Genomic DNA, 17726 nt, shown 5'->3' with positions numbered 1-17726 from the left:
GTCCGCGGCATGGATGCCGCGGCCAAGCCCCCAGGGATGGGTTTACGGCGTCCCCTGCAACCGGACCCGCCCCGCCAACCCACGGATAGCCCGCTTCTGCTGTTGACGTTGCCTCTGCAGGTGCAGGGCTGCAAGCCCTGCAAACCCAACCCCCTCAGTGAGCAGCAGGCCGGGACGGCGGCAGCCACGCCGCCACGATACCGAGCAGCGGCAGGAACGCGGTCAGCTGGTAGACGTACTCGATGCTGGTCTTGTCCGCCAGCAGGCCGAGCACGGCAGCACCGAGTCCACCCATTCCGAAGGCGAAGCCGAAGAACAGGCCGGACACCATGCCGATGCGATGCGGCATCATTTCCTGTGCGTACACCACAATCGCCGAGAACGCCGAGGACAACACGAAACCAATCAGCACCGCCAGCACCGTGGTCCAGAACAGATCGGCATGCGGCAGCATCAGCGCGAACGGGGCCACGCCAAGGATCGAGGTCCAGATGATCGGCTTGCGGCCGATGCGATCGCCCAGCGGACCGCCCAGGAAACCACCGGCGGCCGACGCCACCAGGAACGCGAACAGATGCAGCTGCGCCTGTGCCACCGGGATGCCGAAGTGGTGGATCAGGTAGAAGGTGAAGTAGCTGCCGATGCTGGCCATGTAGAAGTACTTGCTGAAGATCAGCACCAGCAGGATCGCCAGCACCTTGGCCACGGTGCGCGGCGGGTGCCGCGGCGCCATCGCAGCCGTGCTGACTGGGCGTGGCGTGCCCAGATGCAACGCGTACCAGCGGCCGACATAGGTCAGCAGAGCGATTCCGATCAGGGCCGCGCCGGCAAACCACGATGCGGCGTGCTGGCCATACGGCACGATCACGGCGGCGGCAATCAGCGGGCCCAGCGCGGTACCGAAGTTGCCACCGACCTGGAACACCGACTGCGCGAAGCCATGGCGACCGCCCGAGGCCAGCCGCGCGATGCGCGAGGCTTCCGGATGGAAGATGGCCGAACCAATGCCGACCATCGCCGCCGCCATCAGCACCACCGCGTAGTTCGGTGCGAAGCCCAGCAGCAGCATGCCGCACAGGGTCGAGGCCATGCCGATCGGCAGCGAGTACGGCGCCGGGCGGCGGTCGGTAGCCATGCCGATCAACGGCTGGAAGATCGAGGCGGTGAGCTGGTAGGTCAGCGTGATCAGGCCGATCTGGGTGAAGCTGAGGTTGAAGCCGCCCTTGATCACTGGATAGATGGCCAGGATCAGCGACTGCATCATGTCGTTGACGACATGCGAGGTGGAGATGGCGGCCAGCACGCCGGGGGCCACCGGGCGTGAGGTCGTTGCGGGAGAAGCCAGGGTCGACATGGATACAGTCAGGTTGGGGGCGAGCCACGCATGCTACGGTTGCCCTCCCCTCCCTTCTGCCGCGTTCGGGTCATGGCCTATCGCAAAAAGGACACTTCTTGCCCGGTTCGCGAGACTGCGCCATGGAACGAGGTTCCGGTGCACCGCCCAGTGACCTGCCGCGCCCGCCATTACAAGCCCGGGACCCACATCGCGCCCCACCGGCACCGGCGTCACCAGCTGGTGTTCGCCATGTCCGGACTGATGGTGGTGCGTGCAGACGGCGGCCGCTGGGTAGTGCCTTCAACCCGCGCGATCTGGGTCCCGGCCGGCATGGCCCATGCGGTGGACTGCATCGCCGAAGTACACATGCGCAGCCTGTACGTAGAGCCGGACTTCGCGCCGCAGCTGCCGGACGAAGCGTTCGCGGTACAGGTGGCGCCGCTGCTGCGCGAGCTGCTGCTGGCCGCCAGCCTGATCGAGACCGCGCATGTGGACGACAGCCGCGACGGCCGCGTGGTGCGCCTGCTGCTGGACGAGCTGCACCGCATGGACGCGCTGCCGCTGCACCTGCCTTCACCCACCGACCCGCGCCTGCAGCGGATCTGCCAGCACATCCAGAAGCATCCCGGCGACGACGCCACGCTGCAGGATTGGGCGCAGGCCCTGCAGGTGGACGTGAAAACCATCCAGCGTCATTTCGCCAGCGAACTGGGCATGACCTTCGGACAGTGGCGACAACAGGCGCGGCTGCTGGCCGCGATGGAACGGCTGGCGGTCGGTGACAAGGTCATCGATGTCGCGCTGGCGACGGGCTACGACAGCCCAAGCGCGTTCACCAGCATGTTCAAGCGGCAGCTGGGGCAGACACCGGCGGCGTTTTTCCGGTAACGGCATCCACGCATGGCCTGGATCTACTACAGCGGCGCATGCCCGGCGGAACCCGGCGGACATCACAAACGAAAACGCCGGGCATGGCCCGGCGCTACCGTTCAACGATTGCGTTGAAAACTCAGGACGTCATCCGGTCCCAGAAGCCCTTCACGCCATCCATGAAGGTGGCCGACTTCGGCGAATGCTTGCGCGCCTCCTCGCCGACAAAGGTGGCTTCGAACTGTTCCAGCAGCTTGCGCTGCTCGTTGGTGAGGTTGACCGGAGTCTCCACCACCACGCGGCAGTACAGGTCGCCCTCGCTGCGGCTGCGCACCGAACGCACGCCCTTGCCACGCAGGCGGAACAGCTTGCCGGTCTGGGTCTCTGCCGGGATGCGGATCTCCGCCTCGCCGCCCAAGGTGGCCACGCGCACGGTGTCGCCCAGTGCCGCCTGCGAGATGCGGATCGGCACTTCGCAGTGCAGGTCATCGCCATCGCGCTGGAAGATCGCATGCTCGCGCACACGTACTTCCACGTACAGGTCGCCCGGCGGCGTACCGGCCGGACCGGCCTCGCCCTCGCCCTGCAGGCGGATGCGGTCACCGGTATCCACGCCCGCCGGCACCTTCACCGACAGCACTTTGTCTTCCTCGACACGACCGTTGCCGTGGCAGGTCTTGCAGGGCTTGGCGATGATCTGGCCACGGCCGCCGCAGTTGTGGCAGGCCTGCTGCATGGCGAAGATGCCGCGCTGGATGCGCACCTGGCCGCGGCCATGGCACACGTTGCAGGTCTCGACCTTGCCGTCCTCGGAGCCACTGCCATCGCAGTCGCCGCACTCGGCCAGGGTCGGGATCTCGATCCGGCGCTCGACGCCGCGCACGGCTTCTTCCAGGTCCAGTTCCATCACGTAGCCGATGTCGGCACCGCGACGGGCCTGGCGCGGACCACCGCCGCCACCGCCAAAAATGTTGCCGAAGATATCGCCGAAGATATCGTTCATGTCCGGGCCGCCCGGACCGCCGCCACCGCCCATGCCGTGCTCGAACGCGGCGTGGCCGTGGCTGTCGTACATGCGGCGCTTGTTGCCGTCGGACAGCACTTCGTAGGCTTCCTTGCACTCCTTGAAGGAGGCTTCGGCCGCCGCATCACCCGGGTTGCGGTCCGGGTGGAACTTCATCGCGCAGCGACGGTAGGCCTTCTTCAGCTCTTCGTCGGTGGCGGTGCGGGCGACGCCCAGCACTTCGTAGTAATCGCGCTTGCTCATATCGTGAATCGGGTTCCGGAAAGTCGGGATTCGTCAAAGCGGAAGAGCGGAACCAGGTCCGCTCTTGCGTCGGGCGCCCCGACACGCCGGTGGGCGGTCAGGACCCTGATGCGACAACGGGACGCTGATGGCCAGCGTCCCGTGTCGGTCCGGATCAGGACTTCTTGTCGTCCTTGACTTCGGTGAACTCGGCGTCGACCACGTCGTCCTGCGCCTTGCCGGCATTGCCGGCGTCGGCACCCGGGGCACCGCCCTGGTCGGCCGAAGCAGCGGCGAACAGCGACTGGCCAGCTTCTTCCAGCGCCTTCGACTTGGCTTCGATCTGTGCCTTGTCGTCACCCTTCATCGCGGTTTCCAGGTCGGCCAGGGCCGCCTCGACCTTGCCGATCACATCGCCACCGACCTTGCTGCCGTGCTCGGTGATCGCGCTGCGGGTGCCGTGGATCAGGGCGTCGGCCTGGTTGCGGGCCTGCACCAGTTCCTGGAACTTCTTGTCTTCTTCGCGGTTGGCTTCCGCGTCGGCGACCATGCGCGCGATCTCTTCCTCGGACAGACCCGAACCGGCCTTGATCTCGACCTTCTGTTCCTTGTTGGTCTTCTTGTCCTTGGCCGACACGTGCAGGATGCCGTTGGCGTCGATGTCGAAGGACACTTCCACCTGCGGCAGGCCACGCGGCGCCGGCTCGATGCCGGACAGGTCGAACTTGGCCAGCGACTTGTTGAAGCGGGCCTGTTCGCGCTCACCCTGCAGCACGTGCACGGTCACGGCCGACTGGTTGTCCTCGGCGGTGGAGAACACCTGCGAGGCCTTGGTCGGGATGGTGGTGTTCTTCTCGATGATCTTGGTGAACACGCCACCCATGGTTTCGATGCCCAGCGACAGCGGAGTCACGTCCAGCAGCAGCACGTCCTTGACGTCGCCGCCCAGCACGCCGCCCTGGATCGCAGCACCCAGTGCCACGGCTTCGTCCGGGTTGACGTCCTTGCGCGGTTCCTTGCCGAAGAACTCGGTCACCGCCTGCTGCACCTTCGGCATGCGGGTCTGGCCACCGACCAGGATCACTTCGCTGATGTCGCTCGAACGCAGGCCGGCATCGTTCAGGGCCACGCGGCACGGCTCGATCGACTTCTTGATCAGGTCTTCCACCAGCGCTTCCAGCTTGGCGCGGGTCAGCTTGATGTTCAGGTGCTTCGGACCCGACGCGTCAGCGGTGACGTACGGCAGGTTCACTTCGGTCTGCTGGGCGCTGGACAGCTCGATCTTGGCGCGCTCGGCAGCATCCTTCAGGCGCTGCAGGGCCAGCGGATCCTTGCGCAGGTCGATGCCCTGGTCCTTGTTGAACTCTTCAACCAGGTACTCGATGACGCGGTTGTCGAAGTCTTCGCCGCCCAGGAAGGTGTCGCCGTTGGTGGCCAGCACTTCGAACTGCTTCTCGCCGTCCACGTTCGCGATCTCGATCACCGAGACGTCGAAGGTGCCGCCGCCCAGGTCGTACACCACGATCTTGCGATCCTTGTTGTCGCCCTTGTCCAGGCCATAGGCCAGCGCAGCCGCGGTCGGCTCGTTGATGATGCGCTTGACGTCCAGGCCGGCAATGCGGCCGGCGTCCTTGGTCGCCTGGCGCTGGCTGTCGTTGAAGTAGGCCGGCACGGTGATGACCGCTTCGGTGACCTTCTCACCGAGGAAGTCCTCGGCGGTCTTCTTCATCTTCTCCAGCACCTTGGCCGAGATTTCCTGCGGGGCCATCTTCTTGCCGTCGCTGGTCGACACCCAGGCATCGCCATTGTCATGGGCCAGGATGCCGTACGGGACGTGGGCGATGTCCTTCTGCACTTCGGCGTCGGTGAACTTGCGGCCGATCAGGCGCTTCACCGCGTAGAAGGTGTTCTTCGGGTTGGTGACGGCCTGGCGCTTGGCCGAGGCGCCGACCAGGACTTCGCCGTCCTTGGTGTAGGCGACGATCGACGGGGTGGTGCGATCGCCTTCCGAATTCTCGATGACGCGGGCCTTGCCGCCGTCCATGATCGCCACGCACGAGTTGGTGGTGCCGAGGTCGATACCAATGATCTTGCCCATGGGGGAGACTCCTGAGGATGCTTGTTGGTGTCAGTCCGGCCGCTCGGCCGGTGGATGAATACGATGTGGGGGAGGCTCGTGGAACATTCAAGCCACCTCCCGAACGCTGTGTTCAGCGCTTGGAAAAGCTTGCCAGGCGTTGCCTGGCGCGACCGCGGCCGGGCATCACCCGGCACGGCCGATCAGTCGGCGGCCACCACCACCAGCGCCGGCCGCAGCAGGCGCTCGTTGAGCAGGTAGCCCTTCTGGAACACGGTCACCACGCTGCCCGGGGCGGCGCCCGGGGCCGGCACCTGGCTGATGGCCTGGTGGTGTTCCGGATTGAACGGCTGGCCGGTCGGATCCAGCAGGACCAGACCGTTGTCGGCGGCGACCTTCAGCAGCTGCTTGTAGGTCAGCTCCAGGCCTTCGCGCAGCGGATGCGGGTCGTCGCCAGCCGCCTTCAGGCCGGCATCCAGGCTGTCGAATACCGGCAGCAGCTCGCCCAGCAGCTTCTCGTTGGCGAACTTGCGGGCCTGATCGATGTCACGGGCAACGCGCTTGCGCTGGTTCTCCAGGTCGGCGCGCTCACGCAGCGCATCGGCCTTGACCTGCTCAACTTCGGCGCGCAGGCGCTCAACTTCGTCGTTGACGCCGGCGGTGGCGGCCGCATCGGCGGCACTCTGCTGGGATTCGATATCTGGATGTTCGTGGTTCATGTCTGGGTCCCTGGCGGTCAATCTCCGCCTCCACCCACCCTAGTGTGGGCGGGATGCTGCGTTTCAAGCGTCGGATGTTCCGGGAGTGCGCCCGGCCGGCGAAAAGGCCGCGCCGAGCACATCGGCAGTGGCCTGGACCAGCGGGATCATGCGGTCGTAGGCCATCCGCTTGGGACCGATCACGCCCAGCACGCCCAGCACCTGGCCATTGGCGGTGTACGGGGCGGTGACCAGCGAGACGCCCTGCAGCGGCATCATCCCGGTCTCCTCGCCGATGAAGATGCGCACGCCCGGCGCCTGGATGGTCCGCTCCAGCAGCTGCAGGATCTCGCGCTTGCTGGAGAACAGCTCGAACAGCTCGCGCAGGCGCTCCAGGTCGGACAGGTCCTGCACCCCCATCAGACGGGTCTGGCCGGCCACCAGCATGTCGTCGGCAGCCGGCTGCAGGGCCTGCTCGGCCAGCTCGATGCTGTGCGCCAGCAGCTGCTCCAGCTCGGAACGGGCGTCGCGCAGCTCCAGCAGCAGGCGGGTGCGGATCTCGGCCATCGGCAGGCCAGCGAAATGGGCATTGAGGTAGTTGGCCACCTGCTCCAGCTGGCCCGGCGCGAACTCCTGGCGGGTCTCGATGACCCGGTTCTGCACCTCGTTGTCGGCAAACACCAGGATCGCCAGCACCCGGCGCCCGTCCAGCGCCACGAAATCGATCTGGCGGAAGGCGAACTGCTCGCGCCGCGGCGCGCTGACCACGCCGACGAAGTGGCTCATCGCCGACAGCAGCTCCGAGGCGCTGCCAAGCAGGGCCTGGGTGCTGCCACCGCCGGCCAGTTCCTGGCGCAGCCGGGCCAGTTCGCCCTCGCCCGGCGGCTGCATCTGCAGCAGGCTGTCGACGAACACCCGGTAACCGTGCGCGGTCGGGATGCGGCCGGCCGAGGTGTGCGGCGACGCCAGCAGCCCCAGGTCCTCCAGGTCGCCGAGGATGTTGCGGATGGTGGCCGGGCTGACCTCCAGGCCGGCCACGCGCGCCAGTGTCTGCGAGCCGACCGGCTCGCCGTCCTGGATGTACCGCGCGATCAGCGTGCGCAGCAGATGGCGCGCACGTGGGGCAAGCTGGTCGGGAGAACCGTGCATGGAATCAACCTGTGAGACACGGACACTAGATAATGGCGACGCATCACCTTGGCAAGTCATTGGACCTCCCTCGCGCGCGTGCTAGCGTTGCGCGGCTGCTTATACCCCCTTACCCATGCTCAGACATCTTTCAATCAAGGATTTCGCCGTCGTCCGCGCCACCGAACTGGAGTTCGGGCCAGGCATGACCGTGGTTTCAGGCGAGACCGGCGCCGGCAAGTCGCTGATGGTCGACGCGCTGGGCTTCCTGTCCGGCCTGCGCGCCGACAGCGGCGTGGTCCGCCACGGCGCCGCGCGCGCCGAGCTTTCGGCCGAGTTCGCGCTGGACCAGCTGCAGGCCGCACGCCAGTGGCTGGCCGACAACGAGCTGGACGATGAGGAACAGTGCCAGCTGCGCCGGGTGATCCGCGCCGATGGCGGTTCGCGGGCCTGGATCAATGGCCGACCGGTGACCCTGGCGCAGCTGGGCGACCTGGCCTCGCTGCTGGTGGAGATCCATGGCCAGCACGAACAGCAGGCCCTGCTGACGCGCCCGTCGCAGCTGGCCCTGCTGGATGCCTATGCCGGCAACGAGAACGAGCGCCGCCAGGTCCGCCGCGCCGCTGGCGCATGGCAGGCGCTGGTCGATGAATCGCTGGCCCTGTCGCAACAGGGCGACGTCAGTGACCGGATCGGCTTCCTGGAGCACCAGCTGCGCGAGCTGGACCGCGAGGACCTGGAGCCCGAATCGATTGCCGCACTCGGCGCCAGCCACCGTCGCCAGGCCCATGCCAGCGCCCTGCTGAGCGCCTGCCAGGCCGCCAGCAACCAGCTCAACGGCGACGACGGCAGCTCTGCGCTGGACCTGCTGCAGCAGGTGCGCCACGAGCTGTCGCGCCTGATCGAGCACGACCCGCGCCTGGGCGAGGTGGACGGCCTGATCGAGAACGCCTCGATCCAGCTTCACGAAGCCCTGTCGCTGCTGGACCGGGTACATGACGACCTCGACGCCGACCCGGAACAGTTCGAGGAGAACGAGCGCCGCCTGGGCCGCCTGCACGACCTGGCCCGCAAGCACCGCGTGCCGATGGACGAACTGGGCGCGCAGCGCGAGCGCATGCACGCCGAAGTGGAGCAGCTGCGCGGCGCCGACGAACGCCTGCAGCGCCTGGCCGGCGAGATCGACAAGGCCGCCGCCGCCTGGCGCGCACAGGCCGACGTGCTGACCGCCAGCCGTCGCAGCGCTGCGGCCGAACTGTCGGCCACCACCACCGGCATCATCGCCGAGCTGGGCATGGGTGGCGGCCAGTTCCTGATCGAGCTGGAGCCCCAGGATTCCGGCAAGCCCGACCCGCAGGGTGCCGAACGCGTGGAGTTCCTGGTGGCGGCCAACGCCGGCCAGCCGCCGCGCGCCCTGCGCAAGGTGGCCTCGGGCGGTGAACTGTCACGTATTTCGCTGGCCATTGAAGTGGCCGCACTGGATCTGGATGCGGTGCCGACCATGGTGTTCGACGAAGTCGACTCCGGCATCGGTGGTGCAGTGGCCGACATCGTTGGCCAGAAGCTGCGCGCGCTCGGCGAGAAGCGCCAGGTGCTGTGCGTGACCCACCTGCCGCAGGTCGCTTCCAAGGGCCATGCCCACTACCGGGTCAGCAAGGCCCCGGTGGAAGGCATGACCCAGAGCGCGGTGGAAAAGCTGGACAGCAAGGCGCGCGAGGAAGAGCTGGCGCGCATGCTGGGCGGCGTGGAGGTGAGCAAGGAAGCGCGCGCCGCCGCACGGAAGCTGCTGCAGGTCTGACGCCGCCCGAGCCGGGCATAGGCCCGGCTTCCGCGCGGTAGTGCCGACCGCTGGCCGGCAACCAACACAGGTGAACGAGGATCGTGAGATTGCCGGCCAGCGGCCGGCACTATCCCAGCGGCCGCGTCAGGTCCACGTTCTCCACCAGGAAATCAAGAAACGCGCGCACCCGCAGCGGCAGGTAACCGCCCTGCCCCAGGAACACCGCGTGCACCTCTTCCAGGTCACCTGGGTTGGCCTCTTCCAGCACCGGCAGCAAGCGCCCGGCGGCGATGTCCTGCTGCACCTGGAACGCTGCCAGGCGTGCCATGCCCAGCCCACCCAGCACCAGCTGCCGCAACGCATCGCCATTGCTGGCGCGGGCATTGCCACTGGGCAGCACCATCCGCTCGCGTCCGTCCTGCAGCAAGGGCCAGCCCTGCATCGCGCGCGCATGGCCGATGTCCAGCCGGTTGTGCGACAGCAGCTCCTCAACGTTGCGCGGCAGTCCATGCCGCTGCGCGTAGGCCGGCGCGGCCACGATCATCATCCGCGTCGCGCCCAGCCGCCGTGCCACCAGGCTGGAGCTCTTCAGCGGACCGGCGCGCACCGCCACGTCGGTGCGCTGCTCAAGCAGGTCGATCACCTCGTCGTTGAGAGTCAGGTCCACACCCACCTGCGGATTGCGCTCGAGGAACGCCGGCAGCAGTGGCAACAGGAAGTGCTGGCCGAATGGGACATTGGAATTGACCCGCAGGCGTCCGCGCGGCTCGGCATGAGCGCTGGCGCAGCGCTCGGCCTCCTCCAGATCGGCCAGTACGCGCAGGCCGCGCTCGTAGAAGGCACAGCCCTCCGGGGTCAGCTGCAGCTGGCGGGTGGACCGCTGCAGCAGGCGCGTACCCAGCCGCTGCTCCAGGCGGGCCACAAGTTTGCTCACCGCCGACGGCGTCATGTCCAGCGTGCGGGCGGCGGCGGAGAAGCCCCCGGTCTCGATCACCCGCACGAACACTTCCAGTTCGCCGGATCGGTTGATGTCGGGGCGCGCCATGGCGATGAATCCGGTTCACAGATGATTGTCCATGCGCAGTCTAGTTCACAGATGCGCGCGGAATCACCATGGCACTCCCTTCACTCAGGACCGCCCGATGAACCGCTTGCGCCTGCTAACCGCCACCGCCCTGCTCAGCTTGTCCGGGGCCGCCGGCGCCTCAACTGTCCCGCACTGGGTCGCCAGCTGGCAGGCCAGCCCGCAACCGGTCTGGGGCGCGGCGTTCCTGTTCCCGACCCTGGTCCCGGCCGCACTGCAGGACCAGACCTTCCGCCAGACGGCGCGCATCAGCCTGGGCGGACCTCGGCTGCGGGTGCGACTGAGCAATGCCTACGGCACGCAGCCGCTGCGGATCGGAGCGGCGAGCGTGGCCGCCCGGGCGGGGGACATCCCGCAGCCGCTCAGTTTCGACGGCCAGCCCGGGGTGCTGATCGGCCCCGGGCAGGAACGGCTGAGCGATCCGCTGGCGGTAGCCACCGAAGATCGCCAGGCGTTGCAGGTCAGCGTCTTCGTGCCGGGACCTGCGCCGGTGCAGACGTTCCATTGGGAGGGCCGGCAGACCAGTTGGATTGCGCCCGGCGACCAGAGTCAGGCCCGGGCACTGAGCGGAGCCAGCAACACCACTGCCCGCCTGTTCCTGGTCGGCATCGAGGTCGAGGCCGCTGCCAGCGCACGCGGCGTGGTGGTGCTAGGCGACTCGATCACCGACGGCGCCACCGCCAGCCTGGACCAGGACCAGCGCTGGACCGACCACCTGGCCGCACGTCTGGCACCGCGGGGCATCGCCGTGATCAATGCTGGCATTTCCGGTGGCCGGCTGTTGCGCGACGGCATGGGCGACTCGGTTCTGGCCCGCCTGCAGCGTGATGCACTGGATCAGCCCGGCGTGGCCAGCGTGATCGTGCTGATCGGCATCAACGACATCAGCTGGCCCGGCACCGCGTTCGCCCGGAGCCAGGCCCGGCCCACGCTGGCCGAACTGCAGGCGGGGTATCGCGCCCTGGCCGAACAGGCCCGAGGCCGAGGTGTTCGGATCGTAGGTGCCACCCTGACACCGTTCGCCGGCGCCCTGCCCGGCACGCCGCTGGACGACTACTACCGCCCGGACAAGGAGGTCCTGCGCCAGCAGCTCAATGCCTGGCTGCGCACGGACAGCCCGTTTGACGCGGTGATCGATCTGGACGCGGCGCTGCGCGACCCGGTCGCCCCCTCACGGATTGCCGCCGCCTACGACTCCGGCGATCACCTGCATCCGGGTGATGCGGGGAACCGGGCGATGGCCGAGGCGGTGGATCTGGAGGTGCTGATGGGGCCATCGGCGCATACCGTGGATCTACGGTAAACAACGAAAAACCCCGGGCAGGCCCGGGGTTTCGTCGCATCTGGCTGGCCGGAACGGCTTACTTGCGCTTCTTGCGCACGTACAGCACCAGCGAGTGCTCTTCCAGTTCGTAGCCGTGGTCGGCTGCGATCTTGCGCTGCAGCTCCTCGATCTCGTGGCTTTCGAACTCGATGATCTTGCCGCTGTCCACGTCGACCATGTGGTCGTGGTGGCCGCCGCGGTCCAGCTCGTAGACGGCCTGGCCGCCTTCGAAATTGTGCTTGAGCACGAGGCCGGCGGCCTCGAACTGGGTCAGCACCCGGTAGACCGTCGCCAGACCGATCTCGTCGCCATGCTCGAGCAGCTGGCGGTAGATGTCTTCGGCGGTCATGTGGTGCTGGGCATTGCGCTGCTCGAGCAGCGCCAGGATCCGCATCCGCGGATGGGTCACCTTCAGGCCGACTTTACGCAGGTCGTGGGTTTCCATAGGTCTCCGTTCATTGGCGATTTAGCGCCAGCTGCCTCGGATTGGGTCGCGGTGGCACGCCGGGAGTGTATCATCGGTTTGATTTCCCCAACCGCCAGTCCCGATGCGCAATCTCCTGTTGGTCGCCGCCGTCGCCCTGTCCACCACCGGGTGCGGCATCATCTACAAGCAACCCATCTATCAGGGCAACCTGATCCGGGAAGATGCCGTGGCCAAGTTGCAGGTCGGGCAGAGCAAGCAGCAGGTCACCGCGCTGCTGGGCACCCCGTCCATTCCCGACCCGTTCCACGCCCAGCGCTGGGACTACACCTCCAGCCAGCGCGTGAACCGCCTGGGCCGTACCGAGGTGAAGAACTTCGTGGTGTTCTTCGAGAACGACAACGTGACCCGCTGGGAAGGCGACTACTTCCCGGGCAACGACAAGGCCCTGGCCCAGCAGACCGTGCGCCAGTTCGGCCGCAACCTGCCGAAGGACAAGAAGAAGAAGGGCCGCTGAGGCCCCTGCCCGTCCTCCGGGACGGGTCGCGGGAATCAACCGCCGAGCGCGCGTCGCCGGCGGTTGTCCTTGGGGTCGGCCTGCAACGGGCGTAGCAGTTCGATGCGGTCGCCATCCAGCAGTGCCTGCTGCGGGCGCGCCACTACCCCATGCACGGCCACCGCCGGGCAGTCGGCACTGCCTTCCAGCGCAGCAGTGGCAATGGCCTCGGCCACGGTCGCGCCCTCGTCCAGCTGCAACCGGCGCGAAAGCACCCGCTGCGGCCAAGCCAGCACCACCTCGACCTCGATCATCGCTCAGGCCTCGTCGGCAACGCGGATGAAGTCGTTGACCATGCGGTCGGCCAGGCTCTGGAAGCCCAACGCCAGCGCCGGACCGAGCAGGCGCGAACTGGGCTCGAAATCCAGGGTCAGGGTGACCTTGCAGGCATCTTCGGCCAGCGCATGGAACTCCCAGCGGCCGTGCAGCTGCTTGAACGGGCCATCGCGCAGCTGCATGTCGATGCTGTGCGGGCGCTGCAGGGTGTTTTCAGTCTGGAACCAGGTGCTGAACGAGCCCAGGCCCAGGTCCAGACGCGCCACCAGGCGGTCCTCGCCCTGCTCCAGGATCTGGGCGGCCGAGCACCAGCGGAAGCGGCGCGGATAGGCCTGGACGTCATTGACCAGGTCGAACATGCGCGCGGCCGAATGTTCGACCAGGGCGCTGCGGCGGATAGTAGGCATGAATACAGGACGTTTCGGCAATCGACCGGGCAGGCCCGAATCGGAGACAATACGGAAATGAGCAAGAACAGCGGCAAGGATAAAGCAAAGAGCGCGACGGCCACCAAGACCATCGCGTTGAACAAGCGTGCCCGCCACGAGTACCACATCGAAGACCGCTTCGAAGCCGGCCTGGCCCTGCAGGGCTGGGAGGTGAAGTCGATCCGTGCGGGCCGCGGCAACATCGTCGACGCCTACGCCTACGTGAAGGATGGTGAGATCTTCCTGATCGGCGCGCAGATCACGCCGTTGATCCAGGCTTCCACCCACGTGGTGGCCAACGACCGGCGCGAGCGCAAGCTGCTGCTGCACCGGAGCGAGATTGACAAGCTGGTTGGCAAGGTCGAGCGCGATGGCTACACGATCGTGCCCACCGCGATGTACTGGAGCAAGAACAAGATCAAGCTCGAAGTCGCTCTGGCCAAGGGCAAGCAGACCCACGACAAGCGCGATGCCGCCAAGGACCGCGACTGGGCGATCGAGAAGCAGCGTGTCATGCGTCGCGGCAACCGCGACGCGTAAGGCGGCTGCGCAGCACCCTGTCGAGTCGAGCCATGCTCGACTGCCTTGGTTTTCTGTAGAGCCGAGCCATGCTCGGCTTCGGTAAGAAAAGCAGCCGAGCATGGCTCGACTCTACAAAAGGCGGGTCAACCCGCCAGCACGCCCTGCCCGCGCATGCGCGGTGCCAGGGCTGCGTGCATCACCGCCAGGTGCATCACCACGGCCAGTTCCGATGCACAACGGTCATCACCTGCCCGCCATTTCCGGGCCAGTTCGGCAGCATCCGCTGGCAGCAGTGCCAGCAGCTGGGCATCGTCCAGCGCATCAGCCGCGCCCTGCAGCTGGCGGGCCATCTGCCGCGACTGCCACACGTGCACGCCAATACTGAGACTGGCCAGCGACATCAGCACCACGGCCAGCCCGTGCTCGAACCACTGCGACAGCACTTCCGGCCCCCACAGCAGGGCCGCGAGCACCGCCAGGCCCGGCAGGCGCCACCCCAGCCAATGGATGCGACCGCGCTGTGACCAATGCACCACCACCGCACTGGCGACCAATGCCGCGGCCGCCGTTGCCGGCAGTTCGGTCAGCCATGTAGCCGCGAGCAAAACCGCCAGCACCGCCCAGACCCAGCCCGGCGGCAGCGCGCGCCGCTGGTAATCGGCACCGACCGGCCCGATCAGCTGCCGCAGGCTGCGTTGTTGGCTTGCATCGGTCACCCACAGTCTCCGTGTCTGTCCTGGCCCGGATGGTCGTCGCCAGTGTGTCGCAAATCCGTGCCAATGACGTTAGCAATCCGCTATGACACTGGCTCTACAACATGTTGTGGATTGCCAAGGTGACTGTTCAGCTGATTTGGCGTAGCATTGCCAGCGTTGGGCAGGCACTGGCCGTGGCGACACGAAACAGGCCTTGTACCTTGCAGAACTTGAAGAAACCGGGGGTGCATTGGTTTCGACGGGGGTTGTGAAGTCGCCTGGCGCATGCCGAGGGGGTAGCTTTCCTCGTAAATCCAGCTGCAAAACTCTAGTTGCCAACGACGACAACTACGCTCCGGTCGCTCTCGCAGCCTAAAAACTGCGGTGCGTGACCTTCTGCCGACTTAGGCGGAGCCTCGAAACTGCTTGTGTCCATGCTCGCAGCGTAGAGTCATTATCATGGAATCGCGCTGGGCGGCTGCCTGTCAGTCCGGCACTAGAACACAACAGGCTGGTTCCCGGGTGCGCTTTGCACACCGTGCTGCTCGGGGATGAGATTCAACGGTGAGCTAAGCATGTAGTGCTGGGGATGGAGTGCCTTCGGACGGCGGTTCAATTCCGCCCACCTCCACCATCTGTATGGCCTGTCGAGGCCGCAAGAAGCCGGATCTCCCGTCAATGGAGTTCCGGCTTTTTTGTTTTCCGAAGATGGCGCCCCCGTCTGATGTCCCGACATCCCCCAATGCCACCCGCATCGGGAGCCAGTCACAGAAGCTGAGATGCAGATCCAGTAAAGTCCCTGCGTCACACGACGTGACCCGAAACCTGAAAGGACATCAGATGAAACGCATCACGCTGTTTGTGGGCTTGGCCGTGGCGTTGGCACTGGGGCAGGCTTCCGCTGCCACGCCAGGCTCGCGTTATCTGCAGCTGGCCGCTGACCAGCGGGTACAGCCCGGCACGGCAACCCTGCTTTCGAGCACCATCGATCTGAGCGCCCCCGGCTGGGTGTACGTGCAGTCGGATGGACGGTACTTCCCCGGCGGCAGCTCTGCGGCCAACGCCTACATCACCATCAACGGTGAGGTGATCTCCAACGACAGCTACATCGACTGGCGGCAGTCGACGTCGGCCCAACAGCACTCCTTCAACGTCATCGGTGCCAAATACCTTCCTGCCGGGCGCCATACGGTCAACCTGGCCGGACAGGCCATCGGTTCGGCCGTCAATTTCGGCTCCGCCAGCAACCTCTCCGTGCTCATCACCTCCGCAGGCTCGGTCACCAACAGCAGCCTTCCGAGCGACACCGCGCAGCTGGACTTCAATACCGTCGGCAGCCCTGAAGGAATGGCATTGCAGGCGAAGGACCGCAAGCTGCTGATGACAGCGCAGGCAGGCAATCCCGGTGGCCCCATCGTGGCAATGGCCTCTGGCCGCGCGTTCGCGTGGGGCAACTACGGCGATGGCATGCTGGGGATTTTCCTGAACGAGCAGGAACCCGGCATCGAATCGATGACCTGGTCGATCAATGACATCTTCAGTGGCGCCGAAACTCAGGCTCCCTTCTATTCGCAGGGCCTGTTCGTCAATCCGCCGGCTTACAGCACCGTCAGCTTCGTCGCGTCCGAATCGCCGTACTACCAACCGCAGGACGCCAACACCAACAACGTAAAGTACAAATTCGGCGCCAACTCGCGACTGGTGACGCTGTCCAACGGATTTGGCGTGGTCGGCAAGGGCTTGAATCCAGGATTCAACTACGCTGCCGCAGGCCCCTACCGCCGCTTCGCCTATGTCTGCGTCGGGACCAATGGCTTCGCGCCCGGCTGCCCGTCGGCGGGCTCACAGGTGGTCATTGGTGAGGGCCAGGTCTGCATCCCGCAGGGGCACAACGGGGTGGTGCTGTTCTCCACGAAGTCCCGCGTGCAGGGTGACCCGAACGACGGTGGTGGCAGCGTGTTCCTGTTCCTGAAGATCGATGGCCAGCAGGTGGGCAGCCTCGGCACCCAGCAGTTGGGTTCCAGGCCGGACTCGGTCAGCACCCGTACCATCTCCGCCAGCTACCTGAGCGCGGGATCGTCCGCGCTGGCACCGGGCTGCCACACCGTGCAGGCCGTGGCCCAGGTACTGGGAGATTTCCGCCACATGTCGCTCAATGCCGACATGCCGCTGGTCTGGTTCGACTGACCCATCACGCCGGATGTGGCCGGTGGCCGGGGTCTGTTCGCCCCGCCACCGGCTATTCCTCGACACATTGAAGGACCTGCCATGAAAGCCCCCCTTGCCCTCACCATGTTCCTCGCCGCATTCGCCGCAGCGCAGGCCACGCACGCCGCCCCACCGGCCATTGCTCCACCTGGCACCGCCACGCTGGAAGCCCTGCTGGCCTGCAAGGCCGGCTCCAACTTCAACGAGGCCGAGGCCATCGATGCACTGCAGGCCGCGGGCCTGGCCAGGAAACCGGGTGGCACCTTCGAGCCGGAGGACAAGCCGGTCGCGCTGTTCGGCGGTATCGTCACCAGTGCCGATGTGAACGTGGCCGAGGGCGAGAAGAGCCTCTTCGTCTACTTGAATGGCGTCGACTCCAAGCGTCTGGCCAAGGCGTGGTCAGTGACCACGATCAACGAACACGCCAACACGGAGGAGCCTTCATACGTGAAGGCCATCGACAAGCGCCACACCCTGCACGTCATCGCAGGTGACGACTATGAGGGCTATTCCGCTGCGGTGAAGTGCCAGATCACGCCGTAGTGGCCTGATCCGCGCTACAGCCAGCGTCGTACTCGCTGACGGAAGGCGGCTTATGCCTCGGGAAAGCGGGCCGACAGCGCCCGCTCTTCCGGCACGATCTGCAGCCGCGTGATGTACAGCACGAACAGCGGGACAGCCAGCAATGCGACCGGGCTCTGCAGGTACAGCATGACGCCTGCCAGCACCGTGGCCTGACCCAGATACATGGGATTGCGTGTGTAACGATACACACCACGCGTGACCAGTGCGCTCGCCATTGCCGGGCGCAGCGGATTCACCGTGGTACGCGCGCGCCGGAAAGCCAGCTTCGGCAGCAGGTTCAACGTTAAGCCGATGGCCACCACCCCACCGGCCAGCAGTGCCGGCATCGGCAGCGGAACCACCGGTCCCGCTGCCAGGCGGCTCGCCAGGTAGCCGATGGCGCCACACAGCAGCATCACCAGCGGCGGTGGAACGCGGGTCTCAAGCCAGCGCATCGCAGTCCCTGCATTCGCCCATTCACCCCAGTGTCACACGGGAATACCTGAATCG

18 protein-coding genes and 1 other RNA gene are annotated in these 17726 nt (G+C 66.5%); 8 read left to right on the top strand and 11 right to left on the bottom strand.

Features of this window, described 5'->3' with window-relative positions; translation table 11 throughout:
• Window positions 1-154: 154 nt before the first annotated feature.
• The gene (locus R1H25_RS15705; RefSeq protein ID WP_097047888.1) at window positions 155-1354 is read right to left on the bottom strand and encodes an MFS transporter; all 1200 of its coding nucleotides are present in this window, start codon (window positions 1352-1354) and stop codon (window positions 155-157) included.
• A gap of 72 nt (window positions 1355-1426) precedes the next feature.
• On the opposite strand from R1H25_RS15705, the gene R1H25_RS15700 reads away from it, so the two are divergent.
• Window positions 1427-2224 (top strand): helix-turn-helix transcriptional regulator, encoded by a 798-nt coding sequence (locus R1H25_RS15700; protein ID WP_317224055.1) that lies wholly within the window; start codon window positions 1427-1429, stop codon window positions 2222-2224.
• Window positions 2225-2345: 121 nt separating this feature from the next.
• Here the strand turns inward: R1H25_RS15700 and dnaJ are convergent, their stop codons facing one another.
• From dnaJ to hrcA, 4 genes are all read right to left on the bottom strand, one after another.
• Entirely contained in the window at window positions 2346-3473 is a 1128-nt protein-coding gene (gene dnaJ / locus R1H25_RS15695; protein ID WP_099551177.1) for a molecular chaperone DnaJ, read from the bottom strand.
• A 154-nt stretch (window positions 3474-3627) separates the two neighbouring features.
• Window positions 3628-5550, bottom strand: a complete 1923-nt coding sequence (dnaK, locus tag R1H25_RS15690; protein WP_057500812.1) for a molecular chaperone DnaK — start codon at window positions 5548-5550, stop codon at window positions 3628-3630.
• Window positions 5551-5732: 182 nt separating this feature from the next.
• Window positions 5733-6248: a nucleotide exchange factor GrpE gene (gene grpE, locus R1H25_RS15685; protein WP_317224054.1), complete on the bottom strand. Its 516-nt coding sequence runs from the start codon at window positions 6246-6248 to the stop codon at window positions 5733-5735.
• Window positions 6249-6311: 63 nt separating this feature from the next.
• Complete coding sequence (gene hrcA / locus R1H25_RS15680; RefSeq protein ID WP_008266321.1) at window positions 6312-7376, bottom strand: heat-inducible transcriptional repressor HrcA; 1065 nt, start codon at window positions 7374-7376, stop codon at window positions 6312-6314.
• A 115-nt stretch (window positions 7377-7491) separates the two neighbouring features.
• Here hrcA and recN point away from each other — a divergent pair, with 115 nt between their 5' ends.
• Entirely contained in the window at window positions 7492-9153 is a 1662-nt protein-coding gene (gene recN, locus R1H25_RS15675; RefSeq protein WP_049446307.1) for a DNA repair protein RecN, read from the top strand.
• Window positions 9154-9262: 109 nt separating this feature from the next.
• Here recN and R1H25_RS15670 read toward each other — a convergent pair whose 3' ends face one another.
• Window positions 9263-10180 (bottom strand): LysR family transcriptional regulator, encoded by a 918-nt coding sequence (locus tag R1H25_RS15670; protein WP_317224053.1) that lies wholly within the window; start codon window positions 10178-10180, stop codon window positions 9263-9265.
• 97 nt (window positions 10181-10277) lie between these two features.
• Between R1H25_RS15670 and R1H25_RS15665 the strand changes: the two genes are divergently transcribed.
• Window positions 10278-11522 (top strand): SGNH/GDSL hydrolase family protein, encoded by a 1245-nt coding sequence (locus R1H25_RS15665; RefSeq protein ID WP_317224052.1) that lies wholly within the window; start codon window positions 10278-10280, stop codon window positions 11520-11522.
• Window positions 11523-11580: 58 nt separating this feature from the next.
• On the opposite strand, the gene fur is transcribed toward R1H25_RS15665, so the two are convergent.
• Window positions 11581-11988, bottom strand: a complete 408-nt coding sequence (gene fur / locus R1H25_RS15660; protein ID WP_005409235.1) for a ferric iron uptake transcriptional regulator — start codon at window positions 11986-11988, stop codon at window positions 11581-11583.
• Between the two features lie 103 nt (window positions 11989-12091).
• Between fur and R1H25_RS15655 the strand changes: the two genes are divergently transcribed.
• Window positions 12092-12484 (top strand): outer membrane protein assembly factor BamE, encoded by a 393-nt coding sequence (locus R1H25_RS15655; protein ID WP_049446301.1) that lies wholly within the window; start codon window positions 12092-12094, stop codon window positions 12482-12484.
• Between the two features lie 35 nt (window positions 12485-12519).
• Here R1H25_RS15655 and R1H25_RS15650 read toward each other — a convergent pair whose 3' ends face one another.
• Together R1H25_RS15650 and R1H25_RS15645 are read right to left on the bottom strand one after the other, a co-directional pair.
• Window positions 12520-12777 (bottom strand): RnfH family protein, encoded by a 258-nt coding sequence (locus tag R1H25_RS15650; protein ID WP_099588866.1) that lies wholly within the window; start codon window positions 12775-12777, stop codon window positions 12520-12522.
• A 3-nt stretch (window positions 12778-12780) separates the two neighbouring features.
• The gene (locus R1H25_RS15645) at window positions 12781-13206 is read right to left on the bottom strand and encodes a type II toxin-antitoxin system RatA family toxin (RefSeq protein ID WP_010484449.1); all 426 of its coding nucleotides are present in this window, start codon (window positions 13204-13206) and stop codon (window positions 12781-12783) included.
• Between the two features lie 57 nt (window positions 13207-13263).
• On the opposite strand from R1H25_RS15645, the gene smpB reads away from it, so the two are divergent.
• Window positions 13264-13767 (top strand): SsrA-binding protein SmpB, encoded by a 504-nt coding sequence (gene smpB, locus R1H25_RS15640; RefSeq protein ID WP_088479964.1) that lies wholly within the window; start codon window positions 13264-13266, stop codon window positions 13765-13767.
• Between the two features lie 125 nt (window positions 13768-13892).
• On the opposite strand, the gene R1H25_RS15635 is transcribed toward smpB, so the two are convergent.
• Window positions 13893-14465, bottom strand: coding sequence for a hypothetical protein (locus R1H25_RS15635; RefSeq protein WP_049446296.1), 573 nt, complete (start codon window positions 14463-14465; stop codon window positions 13893-13895).
• A gap of 220 nt (window positions 14466-14685) precedes the next feature.
• Here R1H25_RS15635 and ssrA point away from each other — a divergent pair.
• From ssrA to R1H25_RS15620, 3 genes are all read left to right on the top strand, one after another.
• Window positions 14686-15078, top strand: a transfer-messenger RNA (tmRNA) gene (ssrA, locus tag R1H25_RS15630).
• 206 nt (window positions 15079-15284) lie between these two features.
• Window positions 15285-16631: a hypothetical protein gene (locus tag R1H25_RS15625; protein ID WP_317224051.1), complete on the top strand. Its 1347-nt coding sequence runs from the start codon at window positions 15285-15287 to the stop codon at window positions 16629-16631.
• 81 nt (window positions 16632-16712) lie between these two features.
• Window positions 16713-17195, top strand: a complete 483-nt coding sequence (locus R1H25_RS15620; protein ID WP_317224050.1) for a hypothetical protein — start codon at window positions 16713-16715, stop codon at window positions 17193-17195.
• A 50-nt stretch (window positions 17196-17245) separates the two neighbouring features.
• On the opposite strand, the gene R1H25_RS15615 is transcribed toward R1H25_RS15620, so the two are convergent.
• The gene (locus tag R1H25_RS15615) at window positions 17246-17671 is read right to left on the bottom strand and encodes an isoprenylcysteine carboxylmethyltransferase family protein (protein ID WP_317224049.1); all 426 of its coding nucleotides are present in this window, start codon (window positions 17669-17671) and stop codon (window positions 17246-17248) included.
• Between the last annotated feature and the right edge of the window lie 55 nt (window positions 17672-17726).

Origin of the sequence: Stenotrophomonas veracruzanensis, assembly GCF_032911525.1 — a bacterium.
Lineage (GTDB): Bacteria > Pseudomonadota > Gammaproteobacteria > Xanthomonadales > Xanthomonadaceae > Stenotrophomonas > Stenotrophomonas africana.
The sequence above is the reverse complement of the archived record's forward strand: the minus strand, read 5'-3'. Positions and strand labels throughout refer to the sequence as shown.